This is a genomic window from Brachybacterium sp. SYSU DS0246, from assembly GCF_059391765.1.
The window spans coordinates 21,092-39,485 of record NZ_JBZXYT010000033.1 but is presented as its reverse complement, the minus strand read 5'-3'; the positions used below and the strand labels follow the sequence as shown (position 1 = coordinate 39,485).

Annotated in this window: 13 protein-coding genes; 9 read left to right on the top strand and 4 right to left on the bottom strand. The window is 70.9% G+C overall.

The annotated features are described in order from the left end of the window. Positions 1–122: 122 nt before the first annotated feature. From glgB to glgX, 3 genes are read right to left on the bottom strand one after another with little or no spacing between them, the layout of a single operon-like run. Positions 123–2,360 carry a 1,4-alpha-glucan branching protein GlgB gene (gene glgB / locus AC5020_RS14545; protein WP_464988791.1) on the bottom strand — a complete coding sequence of 746 codons (2,238 nt, stop codon included), beginning with the start codon at positions 2,358–2,360 and terminating at the stop codon, positions 123–125. Position 2,361: 1 nt separating this feature from the next. Then, the gene (locus AC5020_RS14540) at positions 2,362–4,419 is read right to left on the bottom strand and encodes a maltotransferase domain-containing protein (RefSeq protein WP_464988790.1); all 2,058 of its coding nucleotides are present in this window, start codon (positions 4,417–4,419) and stop codon (positions 2,362–2,364) included. A 51-nt stretch (positions 4,420–4,470) separates the two neighbouring features. Beyond that, on the bottom strand, positions 4,471–6,693 hold the full coding sequence (glgX, locus tag AC5020_RS14535; RefSeq protein WP_464988789.1) for a glycogen debranching protein GlgX: 2,223 nt from the start codon (positions 6,691–6,693) through the stop codon (positions 4,471–4,473). Positions 6,694–6,825: 132 nt separating this feature from the next. Between glgX and AC5020_RS14530 the strand changes: the two genes are divergently transcribed. The 7 genes from AC5020_RS14530 to AC5020_RS14500 are packed head-to-tail and all read left to right on the top strand — an operon-like array spanning position 6,826 to position 13,534. Beyond that, a complete protein-coding gene (locus AC5020_RS14530; RefSeq protein WP_377019795.1) occupies positions 6,826–7,947 on the top strand; it encodes an AAA family ATPase in 1,122 nt (373 codons plus the stop codon). 55 nt (positions 7,948–8,002) lie between these two features. Further along, complete coding sequence (locus tag AC5020_RS14525) at positions 8,003–8,899, top strand: DUF58 domain-containing protein (RefSeq protein ID WP_377019796.1); 897 nt, start codon at positions 8,003–8,005, stop codon at positions 8,897–8,899. Beyond that, positions 8,886–9,395, top strand: coding sequence for a tunnelling fold family protein (locus AC5020_RS14520; protein ID WP_377019797.1), 510 nt, complete (start codon positions 8,886–8,888; stop codon positions 9,393–9,395). The genes AC5020_RS14525 and AC5020_RS14520 overlap by 14 nt, the downstream gene beginning before the upstream one ends. Continuing rightward, positions 9,386–10,408: a vWA domain-containing protein gene (locus AC5020_RS14515; protein ID WP_377019798.1), complete on the top strand. Its 1,023-nt coding sequence runs from the start codon at positions 9,386–9,388 to the stop codon at positions 10,406–10,408. The genes AC5020_RS14520 and AC5020_RS14515 overlap by 10 nt, the downstream gene beginning before the upstream one ends. Then, positions 10,408–11,403 (top strand): vWA domain-containing protein, encoded by a 996-nt coding sequence (locus tag AC5020_RS14510; protein WP_464988788.1) that lies wholly within the window; start codon positions 10,408–10,410, stop codon positions 11,401–11,403. The genes AC5020_RS14515 and AC5020_RS14510 overlap by 1 nt, the downstream gene beginning before the upstream one ends. Then, positions 11,400–12,353, top strand: coding sequence for a hypothetical protein (locus AC5020_RS14505; RefSeq protein WP_377019800.1), 954 nt, complete (start codon positions 11,400–11,402; stop codon positions 12,351–12,353). The genes AC5020_RS14510 and AC5020_RS14505 overlap by 4 nt, the downstream gene beginning before the upstream one ends. Next, positions 12,347–13,534 carry a cysteine desulfurase family protein gene (locus AC5020_RS14500; protein WP_464988787.1) on the top strand — a complete coding sequence of 396 codons (1,188 nt, stop codon included), beginning with the start codon at positions 12,347–12,349 and terminating at the stop codon, positions 13,532–13,534. Before AC5020_RS14505 ends, AC5020_RS14500 begins: the two co-directional genes overlap by 7 nt. A gap of 40 nt (positions 13,535–13,574) precedes the next feature. Here the strand turns inward: AC5020_RS14500 and AC5020_RS14495 are convergent, their stop codons facing one another. Further along, the gene (locus AC5020_RS14495) at positions 13,575–15,374 is read right to left on the bottom strand and encodes an HNH endonuclease (protein WP_464988786.1); all 1,800 of its coding nucleotides are present in this window, start codon (positions 15,372–15,374) and stop codon (positions 13,575–13,577) included. A 667-nt stretch (positions 15,375–16,041) separates the two neighbouring features. On the opposite strand from AC5020_RS14495, the gene mnmA reads away from it, so the two are divergent. Beyond that, on the top strand, positions 16,042–17,133 hold the full coding sequence (gene mnmA, locus AC5020_RS14490; RefSeq protein ID WP_464988785.1) for a tRNA 2-thiouridine(34) synthase MnmA: 1,092 nt from the start codon (positions 16,042–16,044) through the stop codon (positions 17,131–17,133). Continuing rightward, the gene (locus AC5020_RS14485; protein ID WP_377794143.1) at positions 17,130–18,254 is read left to right on the top strand and encodes a hypothetical protein; all 1,125 of its coding nucleotides are present in this window, start codon (positions 17,130–17,132) and stop codon (positions 18,252–18,254) included. The genes mnmA and AC5020_RS14485 overlap by 4 nt, the downstream gene beginning before the upstream one ends. Positions 18,255–18,394: the final 140 nt, after the last annotated feature.

The following is an 18,394-nucleotide window of genomic DNA, read 5'->3' as shown; positions in this document are numbered from 1 at the left end:
GACCACGCGTCGAACAGACACGCGAACCCCGAGAAGCACCCCGTGAACGCCGAAGCGGGGGCACCCACCGGCCAGTGGATGCCCCCGCTTCACCCTGCACACTTGACAGAAGGACCTACATATCAGTTCTCCCGCAGCCGCTGCGGCGCCAGGATCACGGCGCCCAGCGGCGGCACGGCCAGGCGCACCGAGTGCTCGCGGCCGTGGACCGGCAGGGACTCGGCGTCGACCCGTCCGAGGTTCCCGATCCCGCTGCCGCCGTAGACCGGCGCATCGGTGTTCAGCAGCTCGAGCCACGTCCCGCCCTCGGGCAGCGGCACCCGGTACTGGTGCCACGGCTCGGGGGAGAAGTTCAGGACCACCACCACCGGCTCGCCGGCGTCGTTGCGCCGCACGAACGCGATCGTGTTGTGGCCGGCGTCGTCCCCGATCAGCCACTCGAAGCCGCCCGGGTCCTGGTCGCGCTCGTACAGCGAGGACAGCTCGGCCTGGAGCGCGTTGAGGTCGGTGACCAGCTGCTGGGCCCCACGGTGGAGCGGGTACTCCAGCAGCCACCACGGCAGGCCGTCCTGCTCGGACCACTCGGTGCCCTGGGCGAACTCGCTGCCCATGAACAGCAGCTGCTTGCCGGGGTGGGTCCACTGCAGCGCCAGGTACGCGCGCAGCGAGGCCGCCTGCTGCCACTCGTCGCCCGGTGCCTTGCGCAGCAGGGAACCCTTGCCGTGGACCACCTCGTCGTGGCTGATGGGCAGGACGAAGTTCTCGGAGTACTGGTAGACCATCGAGAACGTCAGCTCGCCGTGATGGTACTGACGGTTTATGGGGTCCTCGCCGAGGTAGACGAGGGTGTCGTGCATCCACCCCATGTTCCACTTGAAGTCGAAGCCGAGGCCGCCGGTGTCCGTGGAGGCGGTGACTCCGGGGAACGACGTGGACTCCTCGGCGATCATCACGATCCCGGGAGCACGCTTGGACGCGGTGGCGGTGGCCTCCTGCAGGAATGCGATGGACTCCAGGTCCTCGCGCCCCCCGTACTGGTTCGGCACCCACTGGCCGTCCTCGCGGGAGTAGTCGAGGTAGAGCATGGAGGCGACGGCGTCGACCCGCAGGCCGTCCACGTGGAACTCCTCGAGCCAGTAGCAGGCGTTGGAGACCAGGAAGTTGCGCACCTCGTGCCGTCCGGTGTCGAAGACGTAGGTGCCCCAGTCGGGATGCTCCCCCCGGCGGGGATCGGCGTGCTCGTACAGCGGGGTGCCGTCGAAGCGGGCCAGGGCCCATTCGTCCTTGGGGAAGTGGGCGGGGACCCAGTCCACGATCACCCCGATGCCGGCCCGATGCAGCGTATCGATCAGGTGGCGCAGCTCGTCCGGCGATCCCAGGCGCGAGGTGGGCGCGTAGTAGCCGGTGACCTGGTACCCCCAGGAGCCGCCGAAGGGATGCTCGGCCAGCGGCATCAGCTCGACGTGGGTGAAGCCGAGCTCGGTGACGTAGTCGACGAGCTCGGTGGCGAGCTCCCGGTAGCCCAGGCCCGGCCTCCAGCTGCCCAGGTGCAGCTCGTAGATCGACATCCGCGAGGAGACCGGGTCGTGGGAGGCGCGCTCGGCGAGCCAGGCGTCATCGCTCCACTCGAAGCCGCTGTCGGTGACGACGGAGCCGGTCGCGGGAGGCACCTCGGCCCGTCGGGCCATCGGGTCGGCCTTGTCCTTCCAGACCCCGTCGGCCCCCAGGATGCGGAACTTGTAGGTCTCGCCGACGCCGACCCCCGGCACGAAGATCTCCCAGATCCCGGAGGAGCCCAGGGAGCGCAGGGCGTGGCCGCGTCCGTCCCAGCCGTTGAAGCCGCCGACGACCTGCACGGCCCGGGCGTTGGGCGCCCAGACGGCGAAGGAGGTCCCCGCGACCTCGTCGATCGTGCGCACGTGCGCCCCCAGGGCCCGCCACAGCTCCTCGTGACGGCCCTCTCCGATCAGGTGCCGGTCGAGTTCGCCGACCGTCGGCCAGAAGCGGTACGGCTCCTCGTACTCGACGGGGGGTTCCCCGCCGGCCCAGGTGACGCGCACCCGGTAGGAGGGGAGCTCGGCCATCGGCAGCGAGGCCACCCAGATGCCCTCGAACTCGTGCTCCATCGCGGCCGAGGTGCCGTCGGGCAGGAGCACCTCCACGGCCCGTGCGAAGGGCTTCAGGGTCCGCACCGTGACGCCGCCGTCGTACTCGTGGGCCCCGAGCACCGAATGGGGATCGTGATAGCTGCCGGCCGCGGTGGCGCCGCGCTCGTGGTCGCTCAGCGGCATCACCTGCGGGGCGGGGGGATGCGGCGCGGTGGGAGACGGTGAGGGGACGGGGTCTGTCGGGCCGGTCATGTCAGGCCTCCTCGGGGTGGATGATCCGCAGGATGTGCGCGGGCCGGTCGCTCGCGCTGAGGATGACGTAGGGATCCCGGGTCCAGGTGAAGCGCTCCGAGGTCATCAGGTCCTCGACCTCGAACGGGCGGTCGGGATCCTCGAGGCCGAGCTCGGCGGGATCCAGGTGCAGGGTGGTCCAGGCGTCGCGGTCGTGCTCGGTGAGGGAGACGACGAGGATCGTGTCCGGTGCGCCGGTGCCGCTGGCGTGGGCGTCGAGATGCTTGGAGAAGACCAGCACCTGGGCATCGTCGGCCTCGTGGAAGCGGATCGCGGTCAGCGACTGCAGGGCGGGATGCTCGCGACGGATGCGGTTGAGGTCCCTCAGCAGCGGCTGCAGGCTCGTGCCCGCGGCGAGGGCACCGGTGTAATCGCGCGGCTTGTACTCGTACTTCTCGTTGTCGATCTGCTCCTGCGCGCCCGGGCGCGGCACGTCCTCGACCAGCTCGTAGCCGCTGTAGATGCCCCACGTCGGCACCAGGGTCGCCGCGAGGATCGCGCGCAGCACGAAGGCGTTGCGCCCGCCGGAGGACATGAACGGGGTGAGGATGTCATGCGTGGTGGGCCAGAAGCTGGGACGCATGTACGGCGCCGCCGCGACCAGCTCCTCGAGGTATTCGCGCAGCTCCTCGGCCGTGTGCCGCCACGTGAAGTAGGTGTAGCTCTGGTGATAGCCGACCTTGCCCAGGGTGTGCATCATCGTGGGCCGGGTGAAGGCCTCGGCGAGGAAGATGACCTCGGGGTGCTTCTCGTCGAACTCCGCCAGCAGCTCCTCCCAGAACCGCACCGGCTTGGTGTGGGGATTGTCGACCCGGAACAGCGTCACGCCGCGGGAGACCCACAGCTCCAGCACGTCCCGGATCGCCGCGTACAGACCCTCGTAGTCGGTGTCGAAGCTGAGCGGGTAGATGTCCTGGTACTTCTTCGGCGGGTTCTCCGCGTAGGCGATGGTGCCGTCGGCCCGGACCGTGAACCACTCCGGGTGCTCGCTCACCCACGGATGGTCGGGGGAGCACTGCAGGGCGAGGTCCATGGCGACCTCGAGCCCCAACTCCTGCGCGCGGCCGACGAAGGCCTCGAAGTCCTCCTCGGTGCCCAGATCGGGGTGGATCGCGTCGTGGCCCCCGTCGGCCGACCCGATCGCGTACGGGGAGCCGGGATCGCCGGGCCGCGGATCCAGGGTGTTGTTGCGGCCCTTGCGGAAGGTGGTGCCGATGGGGTGGATCGGGGTCAGGTAGGCGACGTCGAAGCCCATGTCCGCGATCCGCTCCAGCGACTTCGCGGCCGTGGCCAGGGTGCCCGAGACCCATCCGCGCTCGGGCTCGAAGCGGGCCCCCTCGGAGCGGGGGAAGAGCTCGTACCAGGAGCCGTACAGCGCGCGCCGGCGGTGGACGACCAGACGGTACGGGCCGGAGACGGTCACTCCCTCGCGCAGGGGCCGCTCGGCGAGCAGCCCGCGCAGATCCGCCGCCAGGGCGGGGGCCACGCGGGCCGATGCGGGCAGGCCCGGGGAGCGCAGGCTCTCCAGCGCCGCGCGGACCACCGGTCCGTCACCGGCGGGACGCTCGCCCGCCTCGACCTCGGCGAGCACCCGGGACAGGACCAGGGCGCCCTCGGCGCAGACCAGGTCGGGATCGATGCCCGCGGGGATCTTGACCTCCGCGGTGTGGGCCCAGGTGTCGTACGGCGCCGAGAACGCTTCGATGCGGAAGGACCAGTGCCCCGTGCGATCCGTGCGCACGGTCGTCTCCCACAGGTCGAGGCCGGGGTTGACCGACTCCATCCGCAGGCGCTGCTCCGCCCCGTCGGGGTCGGTCAGCACGGCCTGGACCCCCATCGCGTCGTGGCCCTCGCGGAAGGCGTTCGCGGAGATCGTCACCGTCTCGCCCTCGGCGCAGGAGGCCGGGAACCGCCCACCGTCGACGACGGGGCGGACGTCCATGATCGGGATCCGGCCGATGCCCGCGTCGAGGCCCGCCGGGCGCCGGTGACGAGGGATGGACTCGGTGGTCTCGGACATGGCCTCTCCTGCCTGACACCTCGGTGTCTGCGTCGGACGCGGTGACGGTCCTCACGATAGCTGTTCGCGGACCTCCCCCGGGTCGTCGGCGGTGATCCCGAGGACCACCACGCTGGCCGGCTCCACCACGACCGCGCGGTCGCGCACCGGAGCGGCGGGCAGATCGTCCTGGCGCTCGAGCGCGGTGTCCAGGAGCACGCGGGCCCGGCCCTGCGGCCACGGCGGGCCCGGCAGCTGCACGGTGGTGGCCTCCGCCTCGGCCGAGAGGATCACCAGCAGGTGCTGGGATCCCTCACGCCCGGGCACCGCAGGACGGAGCATGGACAGCAGGTGCCGGGACGGGTCCATCCATGCCGCATGGTCCAGCTCCTGCCCGTCGGCCCCGAACCATGCCACCGCTCCCGCATCCAGGGCGGCGGGATCCGCCGGGCGCAGGAAGTGGGGCGAGCGCAGCTGGGGATGCTCACCGCGCAGCGCCAGGACGCGCTTGACCGTCTCACGCAGGGGACCGGGCCTCCACGGGACCCATGAGATCTCGTTGTCCTGGCAGTAGGCATTGTTGTTGCCCTGCTGGGTGCGGCCCATCTCGTCCCCGGCCGTCAGCATCGGGGTCCCGGACGCCAGCAGCAGGGTGGCGAGCATGCCGCGGGCGGTGCGACGGCGGGACGTCTCGAGCTGGTGATCCTCGGGCCCGGCCTCTCCCTCGTGACCGTGGTTCCAGGAACGGTTGTCGGAGGTGCCGTCGCGGTTGTCCTCGCCGTTGGCCTGGTTGCGCTTGGTCTCGTACACGGTCAGATCGCGCAGGGTGAAGCCGTCGTGGGCGGTGACGTAGTTGATCGATGCCCACGGCGAACGGAGGCTGCGGCCGGGCGGCAGCTGCTCGGGGTCCTGCCCGGTCAGCAGATCGCTGGAACCGGCGAGACGGGTCGCGAGGTCGCGCACGCCGCCGATGCCGTCCTCGCCGGTGCGTGCGCGCTGGGCGCGGTCGGAGAGCCAGAAGGCCCGCACGTCGTCGCGGAAGGCGTCGTTCCATTCGGCGAACGGCACCGGGAAGCCGCCGGTCTGCCAGCCGCCGGTGCCGACGTCCCACGGCTCGGCGATCAGCTTGACCCCGCGCAGCACGGGGTCGGTGACGATCGCGCCCAGCAGGGGATGGTCGGGCCGGAAACCGCGGTCCTCGCGACCCAGCGTCGCGGCCAGGTCGAAGCGGAACCCGTCGACGTGCACCTCGCTGACCCAGTAGCGCAGCGAGGCCAGGATCAGGTCCATCACGTGCACCGAGCGCGGATCCAGGGTGCCCCCGGTGCCGGTGACGTCGACGAAGGTGCCCTGGTCCATCCAGTAGTACTCACGGTTGTCCAGCCCGCGCAGGGACAGGGCCGGCCCGTCGGCCCCGCCCTCTGCGGTGTGGTTGTAGACCACGTCGAGGATCACCTCGAGGCCCGCGGCGTGCAGGCTGCGCACCATGGTCTTGACCTCGTCGAGCACGGCCTGCGCGCCGGCGTTCTGGGCGGCGGCCGTGGCCAGCGACGGCTCCGGGGCGAAGAACGACAGCGTGGAGTAGCCCCAGTAGTTCGGCAGTCCCAGCCGGGTCAGGTGCGGCTCGTCCATCGCGGCATGGATCGGCAGCAGCTCGACGCTGGTCACGCCCAGGTCGCGCAGGTGGCCGGTGACCGCGGGGTGGCCGAGTCCGGCGTAGGTGCCGCGCTGCTCGGCCGGGACGTCGGGGTGCAGCCGGGTCAGTCCCTTCACGTGCGCCTCGTACAGCACGGTGGCGTCCCAGTCGACCAGGGGACGCAGGTCGTCCTGCCAGTCGAAGGCGTCGGAGACGACGACGGACCACACCGCGTCCTCGCCGTCGTCGATGTCGCTGGCCACCGGCGGGTCGCCGACGCGATCCAGCATCGCGTCCACCTCGAACGGGAAGAAGGAGCTCAGCAGCGGCGAGGAGTGCGACACGCCGCGGGCCCACGGGTCCAGCAGCAGCTTGCGCGGGTTGGACAGCAGGCCCGCCGCGGGATCCCACGGGCCATGGACCCGCAGCCCGTACCGCGTGCCCGGGAGCATGCCGGTGACGTGGTCCCAGCGCAGGCCACCGTCGAAGTGCCGCAGACGCACCCGGCGCTCGGCGGTGCCCTGGCGGATGCACAGATCCACCGCACCGGCACGCGGAGCCGCTACGGCGAAGGTGCCGCGTCCCTGGTCGTCCACGGAGAGTCCGGGGGCGGTGGGTGCGACCGGGGGCGTGGCGCGGTCGAAACGATCTGCTAGCACCTGCGCATTCTGCCACTGCACCTTCTCCCACCGCTGCCCGCGGACGCGGCGACACCGCCGGAGCCCACTGCCGTTAGGATCGACGCGGACCAGCAGGCACAACAGGTACGCACGACGGGGGAGCCGCAGCGCATGAGCAATCCACCGAGCCAGCAGGCAGCACCAGCTGGACCTCCCGGCGCAGCCCCGGGCCCCGGCCGGCCCGGTCAGGGCGGGTCCGCTCAGGGCGGGCCGCAGCGACGGCCCGGTGACTTCGCCCCCTCCTCGTCGGCGATCCCGCCCGCCGATCTCGAGCGCAGCTCCTCGATCGTCTCCACCATCGCGAAGGTCTTCCAGTCCCGCGTGGTCGGCCAGGAGAACCTGCGGCTGACCCTGCTGACCGCCCTGGCCGCCGGCGGCCACGTGCTGCTCGAGTCCGTGCCCGGCCTGGCCAAGACGACCGCCGCCAGCGCACTGGCCTCCTCGATCACCGGGTCCTTCGCGCGCATCCAGTGCACCCCGGACCTGATGCCGAACGACATCATCGGCACCCAGATCTTCAACTACGGCTCCGGCACCTTCACCACCCAGCTGGGCCCGGTCCACGCCAACGTCGTGCTGCTGGACGAGATCAACCGCTCCAGCGCCAAGACGCAGTCGGCCATGCTCGAGGCGATGCAGGAGCGCCAGACCTCCATCGGCGGCGAGGTGTACCACCTGCCCGAACCGTTCATGGTGCTGGCCACCCAGAACCCGATCGAGGAGGAGGGCACCTACGTCCTGCCCGAGGCGCAGATGGATCGCTTCCTCATGAAGGAGATCCTGACCTACCCGCGGCCGGGCGAGGAGCACGAGATCCTCGACCGCTCGACCTCGGGCAGCCTGACCGGGCCCCGGGAGGCCCTGGGCAACGTCTCGCTGGAGGACGTGCAGTTCCTGCAGTCGATGGTCGACGCCGTCTATGTCGATCCGGCCGTGAAGCGGTACATCATCGACCTGGTCTTCACCACCCGCGGGTCCGGTCCGCGCCCGGTGCCGAACCTGACCCAGTCCGTGCGCGTCGGCGCCAGCCCCCGCGGCTCCCTCGCGCTGATGCGCGTGGGGCAGGCGCACGCGCTGCTGCAGGGGCGCGACTACGTCACCCCCGACGATGTGCGGGCCATGCGCTACGGGGTGCTGCGCCACCGGCTCGTGCTCACGTTCGACGCCCTGGCCAGCGGGGTCAAGCCCGAGCAGATCATCGACGCGGTGTTCCACGCCGTGCCGATGCCCTGAAGTCGACCCTTCCCCGACCCCTTCCCACGACACGGACGGAGCGCGCGAGAACTCGATGGCCACCTCGTTGCTGACCCGGGTCAAGGCCCGGGTCGACCTGCACACCTCGAACCGGGCGCGCGGGCTCATCCAGGGCCGCGGACGCTCCCTGTTCAAGGGCAGCGGCGAGGACTTCGACGACCTGAAGTACTACCAGCCCGGGGACAAGATCTCCGACATCGACTGGAAGGCCACCGCCCGCTCCGGTGAGCCCCTGATCCGGCAGTTCAACGAGGAGCGGGTCCGCCACCTCTCGATCGTGGCCGACACCTCTTCCGCGATGGCCGCCACCGCGGCCGACGGCACCTCCAAGCGGGAGGCGATGGTCCTCGCCGCGGGAATGATCTGCTTCCTCGCGCAGAAGAACGGGGACCTGACGGGACTGGTCGCGGGCGACGAGCGCCGCCCGATCCAGCTGCCCTCCCGGTCCAGCGACGGCCACCTCGAGCTGCTGCTGCGCAGCATCCAGCAGGGCACCACCACCGCCTCGTCGGCCCCGGACAGCGCCTGGCTGCTGGAGCGGGCCTTCCGCGTCACCAAGCATTCGACGCTGATGACGATCATCACCGACGAGGCCCGACCCTCGGTGGAGGACTTCACCCTGCTGCGGCGCCTGACCACGCGGCACGACGTGATGGTCATCCGCGTCGCCGATGCCGACCCGTTGCAGCGCACCGACCTGGACCACGACGTGGTCGACGTCGACAATCCCCGTGAGGTGGCGTCCCTGGTGCGGACCTCCAAGCGGGTCGCGCGGGACGTCGAGGCGTACCGGCGGGCGCGGCGGGACGGGATCACGGAGATGCTGGACCGGCTGCACGTCAGCCACATCCTCACCCAGGGCGAGACCACCGTGGTCGAGGACATGATCGCCATGCTCCGGGCGAGGGAGTACCGCCATGCCCGTACCTGACCTGCTGCTGGCCTCGCCGTTGCTGGCCGAGCCCGCCCCGCCGGAGATCATCGACCCGCCCCAGTACTCCGTCGCCTGGATCATCCTGGCCGTGCTGTGCCTGCTGGTGATCACGGCGCTGATCCTGGGCACCCTGAAGATCACCCGTGCCATCGAGAAGCGCATCGCTTTCCGTCGGCGCCCCAGCGACGTGGAGAACCTCAAGGCCGAGTTCCTGCGCGCCGTCAACGACATCGCCGATCGGCACGACGCCGGCGACGTGGGTGCTCGCGAAGGCCATCATGAGCTGACCGGGGTGATGCGACGCTTCGTGCGCCGCACCACGGGCCACGACGTGACCAGCCAGGACATCACCACGCTGAGAGCGGACCCGCGCACCCGCGAGGTGGGAACCCTGATCGCGGACCTGTACGAACCCGATTTCGCGATGGCCTCGGACGCCGACCTGCGTGAGTCCGTGCGCCGCGCGAGGGAGGTGATCCGGCAATGGTCATGATCTTCTGGTGGGTCACCGCCCTGCTGCTGCTGGCCGCGCTGGCGGTCTGGGCGATCACGTTCTGGAACCGACGCGCGATGCGCAAGTCTCCCGTCCTGGTCGCCAACTCGCGGTACATGGACCGCATCCCCAGCTTCGTGCGCGCCCAGCGCATGGCCCGCGCGGTGCGGGTGCTGCAGGTGAGCATCGCCGTGATCGGCGTGCTCGCCGCCTCGCTGCTGTCGGGGCGGATCGCCACCGAGCGCATCGAGACGCCCGAGTTCTCCTCGCGCGACATCGTGCTGTGCCTCGACGTCTCCGGCTCGATGTACGAGTACGACACCGAGATCCTGCAGACCTTCGCCGAGATGGTGGACAACTTCCAGGGCGAGCGGGTGGCGCTGACGATCTTCAACTCGACCAGCCGCACCGTCTTCCCGCTGACCAACGACTACGACCTGATCAAGCGCGAGCTCGAGGAGGGCGCCGAGGCGATCGACTTCGACGAGTTCGGTTATCGCCTGGGTACCCGTGACTACTCCGATGAGAAGGTCCGCCAGTACGTGGAGTTCGTCGAGGGCACCCGCGGCATCGCCGATCAGGCGTCGATCGTGCCGGACGGCCTCGCCTCCTGCGGCATGGAGTTCGACCAGGCCGAGGAGGATCGCTCGCGCTCGATCATCTTCGCGACCGACAACGAGGTCAACGGCGAGCCGATCTACACCCTCCAAGAGGCCACCGAGGCCGTCGCCGGGCGCGATATCGACCTCTACACGTTCTACCCCGGGGCGTACGAGTGCGGCCCAGAATGCTTCGAGGAGCTCAAGACGGCCACCGAGGATCAGGACGGGGAGCTGTACGAATCCTCCGATCCGGAGGCGATCCCCTCGATCATCAACGAGATCCAGAAGACGCAGGCCGAGACGATGGGGGCCTCGCCGACAGTCGTGCGCACGGACCACCCGGGCCTCGGGTTCGTGCTGACCTTCCTCTCCCTGATCGGCATCCTGGTGCTGGGCTGGAGGGCTCGCTGATGCGCCTGGAGCACCTGATCCCGCTGTGGGCGAGCATCCCGCTGTTCGGCGCGATGACGATCTTCTGCGTCGTGCTGCTGATCCGGCGCCCGCGGCAGCGCGTGGCGTGGATGCGCCGGCTGCTGATGGTCCTGCTGCTGCTGGTGGTGGCGCTGCGACCGGTGACCCCGCTGGAGAGCGAGCAGACCGAGCGCATGAACGCCAACGTGTTCTTCGTCGTCGACCGCACCGGCTCCATGAACGCCGAGGACTACAACGGGGACCAGCCGCGCCTCGAGGGCGTCAAGGCCGACATGAACCGCATCATGGGCATGACCGAGGGATCGCGGTACTCGATCATGTCCTTCGACTCGACGGCCACCCAGCAGCTGCCGCTGACCACCGACGCCGGCGCGGCTCGGGCCTGGGTGGACACGCTGACGACGGAGCCCACCGCGTACTCCAAGGGCTCCAATGTGGACCGTCCTCTCGAGCAGCTGCAGGTGGAGCTGTCCGAGACCGCGCGCGAGGACCCGGAGTCGCAGATCCTGGTGTACTTCCTCTCCGACGGGGAGAACACCGACGAGCGGGAGTCGGAGTCGTTCAGTCCGCTCGCCCAGTTCGTCGACGGCGGGGGAGTGCTCGGGTACGGCACTGCCGAGGGTGGCCCGATGAAGGCCGAGGGCGGCCCCGAGGACGGCGAGTACATCACCGATGACAGCGGTCAGAGGGGGATCTCGAGGATCGACGAGGAGCAGCTCCAGACCATCGCCGGCGAGATGGGGGTGCCGTATCTGCACCGGGATGATCCGGAGGCGCCGATCGAGGGCACAATGGACGATGTCACGCTGCGGCCGATCCCCATGGAGTCCTCCCGCGACGTGGCGAGCTTCGATGACTGGTACTGGATCGCCTCGATCCCGCTCGCAGCCCTGCTGATCTGGGAGCTGGGGGAGATGACCTACAGACTTCCGCGCAAGCTGGATCGTCACGACATCTCAGGAGCGCAGAGATGAGCACACCGATCGCGGAGAGGCCGCGCACGGAGCAGTCCGCGCCCGCGGGCCCGCCGCCTGCGCTGGCGCAGGACACCAGCGGCAGGCCGAAGGACTTCGGGCTGAACGTGCGCCGTCTCCGGCGGACGCGGATGATCGTGTTCGCGATCCTGGCGCTGCCGATCCTGCTGCTGGCCCTGTTGGCCGCGAAGTTCATCTCCATGCCGATCACGCAGGCCACCCATCTCTCCGCGTACGGGGACGAGGAGTACCCGGTGGCCATCGAGCGGCTGGCGCCGGTCGAGTTCCTGAACTGGTTCGAGCCGTATCTGCCGCACCTGTCCAAGGGGACCGTGCTGCTGCAGCAGGGCGAGGACGCCGCTGCCGAGGAGGAGCTGCGCACCGCGCTGGAGGAGTGGGAGAGCTCGAGCGACCTCAACGCGCCCATGCACGCCCAGTGCAAGATCATCAACAACCTCTCGATCGCCATCGAGCGCCAGGCAGACCAGATCGAGGATCCCCAGGCCCGCGCCGATCGCCTGTACGAGGCCGAGGAGATGCTCGCCGCCTGCGGTGGTGGCGGCGGTGGCGGCGACGGCGAGGGCCAGGGCGGCCAGGGCGGCGGCTCCGGGAACGAGGAGTCCGAGACCACCGAGGAGAACGGCGAACGGGTCGAGGAGAAGCGCCGCGAGGCCGACGAGGAGGCCGGCAACGACCCCGACGAGCGCGGCTCCGAAGGAGGCAGCGAGGGCGAGGGCGAGGAGCCCGGCGGTGGCGAACCGCCGCCCCCGGGCGACCCGAGCCGGGAGGATCCCGAAGGGGACGGCCCTGAGGAGGAGGCTCCCACCGAGGGCGACGGGGAGCAGCAGGAGAAGGACGACGAGCTCGAGGAGCGCAACAAGGACGCCCAGGGCGGCGAGGGCGAGGACGAGCCCAGCGGATCGGAGCAGGATCCGGCGAAGCCATGGTGAGCGACCCCGACGAGCGCGCATACCTCGACCATGCGGCGACCACCGTGCTGCGGCCGGTCGCGCGCGAGGCCTTCCTGGAGGCTTCGACGGTGCGTGGCAATCCGTCCTCGGTGCACTCCTCGGGACGCCGCGCCCGCGCTGTGCTGGACGAGGCTCTCGAGACCATCGCGGGACTGCTCGGGGTTCCCCGCAGCTGGCTGATCATGACCTCGGGAGGCACCGAGGCCGACAACCTGGCGATCCGCTCGGTACCGCTCGGCGTGATGGCGAAGGAACCGGCTCGCACGGCCGTGGCCGTGGCTGCGACCGACCATCCCGCGGTGGTCGCCACGGCGAGATCGCTGGCGTCGCTGACGCCGCCGGTCCAGGCGCGTGTGCTCGATGTCGATGCGCGGGGCCTGCTGCGTCCGGGGTCGGTGAGCGAGACTCTGGCCGACGGCGCTGTGAGCGTGGTCAGCGCGGCGCTGGTGAACAACGAGACCGGGGCACGTCAGGACATCGCTGCGCTCGCCGCAGCGGCGCGACCCCACGGGACCCTGGTCCATACCGACGCGGTCCAGGGCGTGGGCCACGTCCGGCTGCCGTCTTTCGAGGACGTCGACCTGATGTCGCTGTCCGGTCACAAGATTGGGGCGCCCGTGGGTGTAGGGGTGCTGGTGGCGAAGCCGGAGGTGCCGTTCGGCGTCGCCAGCACCGGCGGCGGCCAGCAGCGCGGGGTGCGCTCGGGAACGCTGGACGCGGCGCAGGCCTCGGCATTCGCGGCAGCCCTGCGCGAGACCCTGGCGGAACGGGACCGAGAGGGCCGGCGCGTGCAGGCGCTGGCCGACAGGCTCCGAGCCGGCATCCGCGAGATCGATCCCAGCGCGCGGTTCACCCTGCCGGAGGACTCCCCGACGTCGCCCCATATCCTTCATGTCGTGTTCCCGGGCGCCGATTCGGATTCGCTGCTCTTCCTGCTGGATGAGCGCGGGGTGGACTCCTCGGCCGGATCGGCCTGCTCGGCGGGGGTCACTCAGGCGAGCCCCGTCCTCGCGGCGATGGGCTTCACGGGTCCCCAGACCCGCGGCGCGCTGCGGTTGTCGCTGGGATGGACCAGCACGGATCATGACGTCGACGTGCTTCTCAGTGCGCTGCCGGAATCACTGGAGAAGGCCCGCGCGGTGGGAGCGCTGCTCGGCTGAGCCCTCTCGGTCGGATCGTGAGCTCTCCCGGCTCGGCACGTCAGAACTGCGGGGACTGTCCTGGATCGCGGAGCGGGACGCGGTCCCACGTCTCGTGGCGGCGGTGGTCCCGTGTGCTGTGCCGGAGCCGAAGCTGCACGTTGTGCAGGTGGACGGCCGTGATCTCGGTGGGCGTCCCGGTGCCGCGGTGTTCCGGGCATCGGTGCGGACACCGAGACGCTCGGTCAGGACGTTCCGGCGACGCTGGCCCGTCGGCCTGCCCGGCCTGCCCGGTCTGCCCGGCGTGCCCGGCCTCGGCAGCGTCGGCAGCAACGCCGGGGTCCTCGGTGCCACGGGTACCACCGCTGCTCAGCGGGCCGGGGCGATGGGGGAGCAGCGCCGCCAGCTCGCTCGGAGTGGGGGTGACGTCGACGGTCGAACCGTACCGGGTCCGCCACCGCACGCGATGGCGACCGTCGCCGACGGTTGAGCCCGTCGGCCGAGCGGTGAGCTGCTGGTTCTCCTTGTCGTTGCACCGCGCGCACAGTCCATTGCCGTTATCGAGGCTGGTCGCGCCGTCTCTGCTGTGCGGCTGGATGTGGTCATCGTGGCGGATCTCGGCGTTGCAGAACGGACCCGAACAGGTCATCGACCGCCATCGCAGGAAGCGCGAGAGGCCGTGGGGAAACGCTCGCGCACGCGACTCGACGGCGACCAGCTCGCCGCTGGTGGGATGGGTGTAGAGGCGGCGCAGCGTGGCGCGGAGCGCCGCGTCATTCGCACGCTGCGCACCGTCCACGTGCGCGCCGCCGGGATCCGGACCGTCGACGTCTGGATCGCCCGCGTCGCTATCCGGCTCTTGGGTCGCCCGGCGTAGGGACGCGCTGACCTGTGAGACCGGTACGGCGCCGTAGCCCTCGATGAGAGCGGGCTCGGAATTCTGCGGGCAGAACAGGGCGCGATCGGTGATGATCACGCCGATGTCGAGCTTCACCGGATCGACCCCGTCGCTGCGGCCGACCAGTGCGTCCGCCGCGGTATCCGCCATGATCGCGCTGTGGCCCCGGGTGTCCCCGGCGGCGCGGAGCTTCTCGCCCTCGAGGCTGAGACGGGCACGGGCGGCGGAGGCATCGAGCGCAGTGGTCGTGATGGCCAGCGTGGCCATCCCGTTCTCGCGAGCGCGCAGGGTGACATTCCGGCGGCGCCGCGCGACCTCGTGTCGCCGCTCCTCGCCGTCGGCGTCTACGAGCTGGGTGATCGCCTCGATCTCGCGACGCCACTGCCGTTGCCCCGCGCCGGCGAGCTCGCCGAGCCGTGCCGTGAGCGCCTGATCGACCTCGCCCCTCTGCGTCGGATCCAGGGGCGCGACAGCCTGCCCGGCGGCATAGGCCTTCTCGGCGTCGATATCGCCCTCGGCCAGAGCCGACAGCACGCCTGGCAGGTTCCGGACCAGGCGCCGAGAAGCCTTCATCCGACGAGATGCCGCGGACGGCGAGATGCGCGAGACCACGGAGACTTCGCGGGTCGAGACACGGTCCGTCGACTCGGACTCCTCGCCCGAACCATGGGCGTCCCGGCTCACCGCTTCCGCCAGTGCATCAGTCGCACGGATCTCCACCGCGGCGACAGCTGTCGTCAGCGACCGGAGGCGGTCCAGGAGATCGAGCAACGACTCGGCGTCGAGCGCCGAGTCGTTGCCGGGTGACAGGGAGTCGGAGCCCAGCGATCCGACCCGGCTGAGGGCATCGGTGACGCCCTCGAGGTCGTACGCTCCCACCGTCGTGGCGCCGGCGCCCGCGCGGATGACGGGCCGGCCGGCCGCATCGGCCGTCTGCTCGTGATCATCCGCGTGGTGGGTCATGGCTCCAGTATCGAACGCCAGAACGAAATAGTCAACGGTTCTGGTTCCTCGGTGCAAAAATGTGGACGAAGATGCGGTGGGGAGGAAAGGTGGCGGTGTCCGGGTGCGCAACGACGGTGATTCCCGGGCGTCGGATCCCGCTGCGCTCTGCTGCCGCAGCCCGAGGTCGCTGGCGCGGAACCGTCCGCGAATGGCATCTTGCGGAGGCGCGGCACGGTCTTCCGCTCACGGAAAAGACGTCCCTGCAACCCCGCAAAGAAGATTGTGGATAAGAGGTCAATGTGGAGGGGTCGGTATTGGCGGTGGAGTGACGTCCACAGGGGCATTGCTGTGCTGGAGCCATTGCTGCGCCGTGCCAGGGCCCCACAGGAGCGCGACCGGTGCGCAACAGGTCAATCCACGAAAGCGGCCATCCGAATCGGCGTGCGCCGCCACCCGGCGCCGGGCACGGACCCCGCCCGGCGTAGGGCACGGGCGCCACCCGGCGCAGGGATGCGGGGCGCCGGCCACGAGGGGAGCGCGAGGGGAGAGCGATCGCACGCGCGAGGCGGCTGACATCACGCTCGCCGGCCGGTCCGGGGACCTTCACGATCCGTACACTCGACAGGGTGCACAGGCGGACGGTGGCCCAGTGGAGGCGGACGGTGACCCAGGAGGTGGAAGCGGCATGAAGGTGCTGGCAGCGATGAGCGGCGGCGTCGATTCGGCAGTGGCCGCGGCCCGAGCCGCGGACGCCGGGCACGAGGTCGTCGGCGTGCACATGGCGCTGTCGAAGAACCGCGACCAGAGCCGCACCGGCTCGCGCGGCTGCTGCACCGTCGAGGACGCCTCCGATGCCCGTCGTGCGGCCGACCGCATCGGCATCCCGTATTACGTCTGGGATCTCTCCGACGACTTCCACGATCTCGTGGTCGAGGACTTCCTGTCCGAGTACGCCGCCGGTCGCACCCCCAATCCCTGCGTGCGCTGCAACGAGCGCATCAAGTTCGCCTCGCTCATGGAGCGCGCCACGCTGCTCGGCTTCGACGCCGTCTGCACCGGTCACTACGCCTCCATCCGCGCCGACGGGCCCGATGGCGCCCCCTCGCTGCACCGTTCGCGGAACATGGACAAGGACCAGTCCTACGTCCTGGCGGTCATGGGGCCCGAGGCCGTCCGCCGCTCCGTCTTCCCGCTCGGCGAGTTCGAGACGAAGGAGGAGGTGCGCGCCGAAGCCAGGGCACGCGGCCTCGGCGTCTCGACCAAGCCCGACAGCTACGACATCTGCTTCGTCGCCGACGGGGACACCCGCGGTTTCCTCGAGCGCAATCTCGGCGAGGCCCCCGGGGAGATCCTCGACGAGGCCGGCGCCGTGGTCGGCTCCCACCGCGGCACCCACGGATTCACCATCGGCCAGCGCAAGGGCCTGGGCATCGAACATCCCGCGCCCGACGGTGCGCCTCGCTACGTCGTCGACATCGACCCCACCTCGCGCCAGGTCGTGGTCGGTGCCGCCGAGCTGCTCTCCACCCGCGAACTGATCGCCGGTGACGTGGTCTCCTTCGAGCCGCTGGAGGTGGGCCGCCAGGTCACCGCACAGATCCGCGCCCACGGCGAGGCCACCCCGGCGACGATCCTCGAGGCGCCGGCGGGCGGTCAGGACTCCAGCCTGCGCGTGCAGCTCGAGACCCCGATCCGCGGCGTGGCCCCCGGCCAGACCCTGGTGCTGTACGACGACGATCGCGTCCTCGCCGCCGCCACCCTCGAGCGCCGCGCATGAGCCACCTGGTCACCCTCACCGGGGACGGCACCTTCCGGGCACCTGCGGCCGCCGACGCCGCCCGGTACGACGTGCCCGAGGACCCTCATCTCGCGGCGCTGATGCGGATCCGGGCCCTGCTCGGTGACGATCTCGAGGAGCAGATCGCCGCCCGGCCCTACCTCCCCTCAGCGCTCGGCACCGATGACACGGATCATCTGCTGCCCGCGACCCTCGCGCTGCTCGCCGAGACCACGGGAGACCTGGTCAGCTACGGATGGCGGCTCGGTCCGGGCGTGGGCCGAGCCTGGCAGCACGCCCGGGAGCTGCGCGAGCGCACCCTCGATGCCGCCCGCGTCGCGCTGCTGGGGTACGAGGGGCCGCTGTCGACGACAGCGCTGGGCCCGGCCACCCTGGCCGGCGCCACCTTCCTGCCGTCGGGGGAGCGCACCCTCGCCGACCCCGGCGCCGTGCGCGACCTGCCGATGCTGCTCGCCGAGGGCGTCACCGACCACCTCGATCTGCTCCGCGAGCGGGTGCCGGGCGCGCAGCCGCATCTGCTGCTGCGGGAGGACGCCGTGGCGGCCGTCTCCGCCGGGCTCATCAGCACCCCGTCGGGCCGCAGCCGGTACCCCGCCGTCCCAGCGCCCGAGATCGGTGTGCTGTGGCGCTGCCTCCTCACCGCCCTCGAGGAGGGCGGGCTGGACGCGGAGTCGGTCACGATCGGCGTCGGCGCGGACCATGGTCTCCTGCGCGCCGCTCGCGAGGCCGGCGCACGCCGGATGGCCTTCGCGCCTCGCCAGCTGCCGTCCCTGGACACGGCCTCGGGGCGCAGGCTGTGGGAGGGCCTGGCCGAGGCGCACGATGCCGGGTGCCGCTTCGAGCTCGTCGTCGACCCGCGCGCCGGCGGGAGCATGGCGCGTGAGCTCGACCAGCTGCTGGAGATCTGGCACCGGCTGGGCCATACCGACGCCGACGCCGCCGGCTTCACCCTGATCGCGCACACCGGCGCCTCGCACGACGTGCAGGCGGGGCGCGTCGACCCCTCCAGCCAGCCGGAGCGGTCCACGCTGCTCGACGAACCCTCGCTCGAGGCCCTGCTGCGCGCCGCTCCCGCATGGGCGGCACGCGTCAGCTCCTGAGCGCCCCGCGCACGCAGCACGATCGGTCAAATTCGGGCCGGTCATGATCACGATCCGTGGAGAACGGGGTGATCTCCCCGCCTAGGCTGGCGTCGGACGCCATAGCCGCGCGCATCGATCTGCACTGACGCACCCGCAAC

Bases quoted from the DNA above. Each gene is read 5' to 3' on its own strand.
- glgB (WP_464988791.1), bottom strand. From the start codon at position 2,360: ATGACCGGCCCGACAGACCCCGTCCCCTCACCGTCTCCCACCGCGCCG.
- AC5020_RS14540 (WP_464988790.1), bottom strand. From the start codon at position 4,419: ATGTCCGAGACCACCGAGTCCATCCCTCGTCACCGGCGCCCGGCGGGC.
- AC5020_RS14530 (WP_377019795.1), top strand. From the start codon at position 6,826: ATGAGCAATCCACCGAGCCAGCAGGCAGCACCAGCTGGACCTCCCGGC.
- AC5020_RS14525 (WP_377019796.1), top strand. From the start codon at position 8,003: ATGGCCACCTCGTTGCTGACCCGGGTCAAGGCCCGGGTCGACCTGCAC.
- AC5020_RS14520 (WP_377019797.1), top strand. From the start codon at position 8,886: ATGCCCGTACCTGACCTGCTGCTGGCCTCGCCGTTGCTGGCCGAGCCC.
- AC5020_RS14515 (WP_377019798.1), top strand. From the start codon at position 9,386: ATGGTCATGATCTTCTGGTGGGTCACCGCCCTGCTGCTGCTGGCCGCG.
- AC5020_RS14510 (WP_464988788.1), top strand. From the start codon at position 10,408: ATGCGCCTGGAGCACCTGATCCCGCTGTGGGCGAGCATCCCGCTGTTC.
- AC5020_RS14505 (WP_377019800.1), top strand. From the start codon at position 11,400: ATGAGCACACCGATCGCGGAGAGGCCGCGCACGGAGCAGTCCGCGCCC.
- AC5020_RS14500 (WP_464988787.1), top strand. From the start codon at position 12,347: ATGGTGAGCGACCCCGACGAGCGCGCATACCTCGACCATGCGGCGACC.
- AC5020_RS14495 (WP_464988786.1), bottom strand. From the start codon at position 15,374: ATGACCCACCACGCGGATGATCACGAGCAGACGGCCGATGCGGCCGGC.
- mnmA (WP_464988785.1), top strand. From the start codon at position 16,042: ATGAAGGTGCTGGCAGCGATGAGCGGCGGCGTCGATTCGGCAGTGGCC.
- AC5020_RS14485 (WP_377794143.1), top strand. From the start codon at position 17,130: ATGAGCCACCTGGTCACCCTCACCGGGGACGGCACCTTCCGGGCACCT.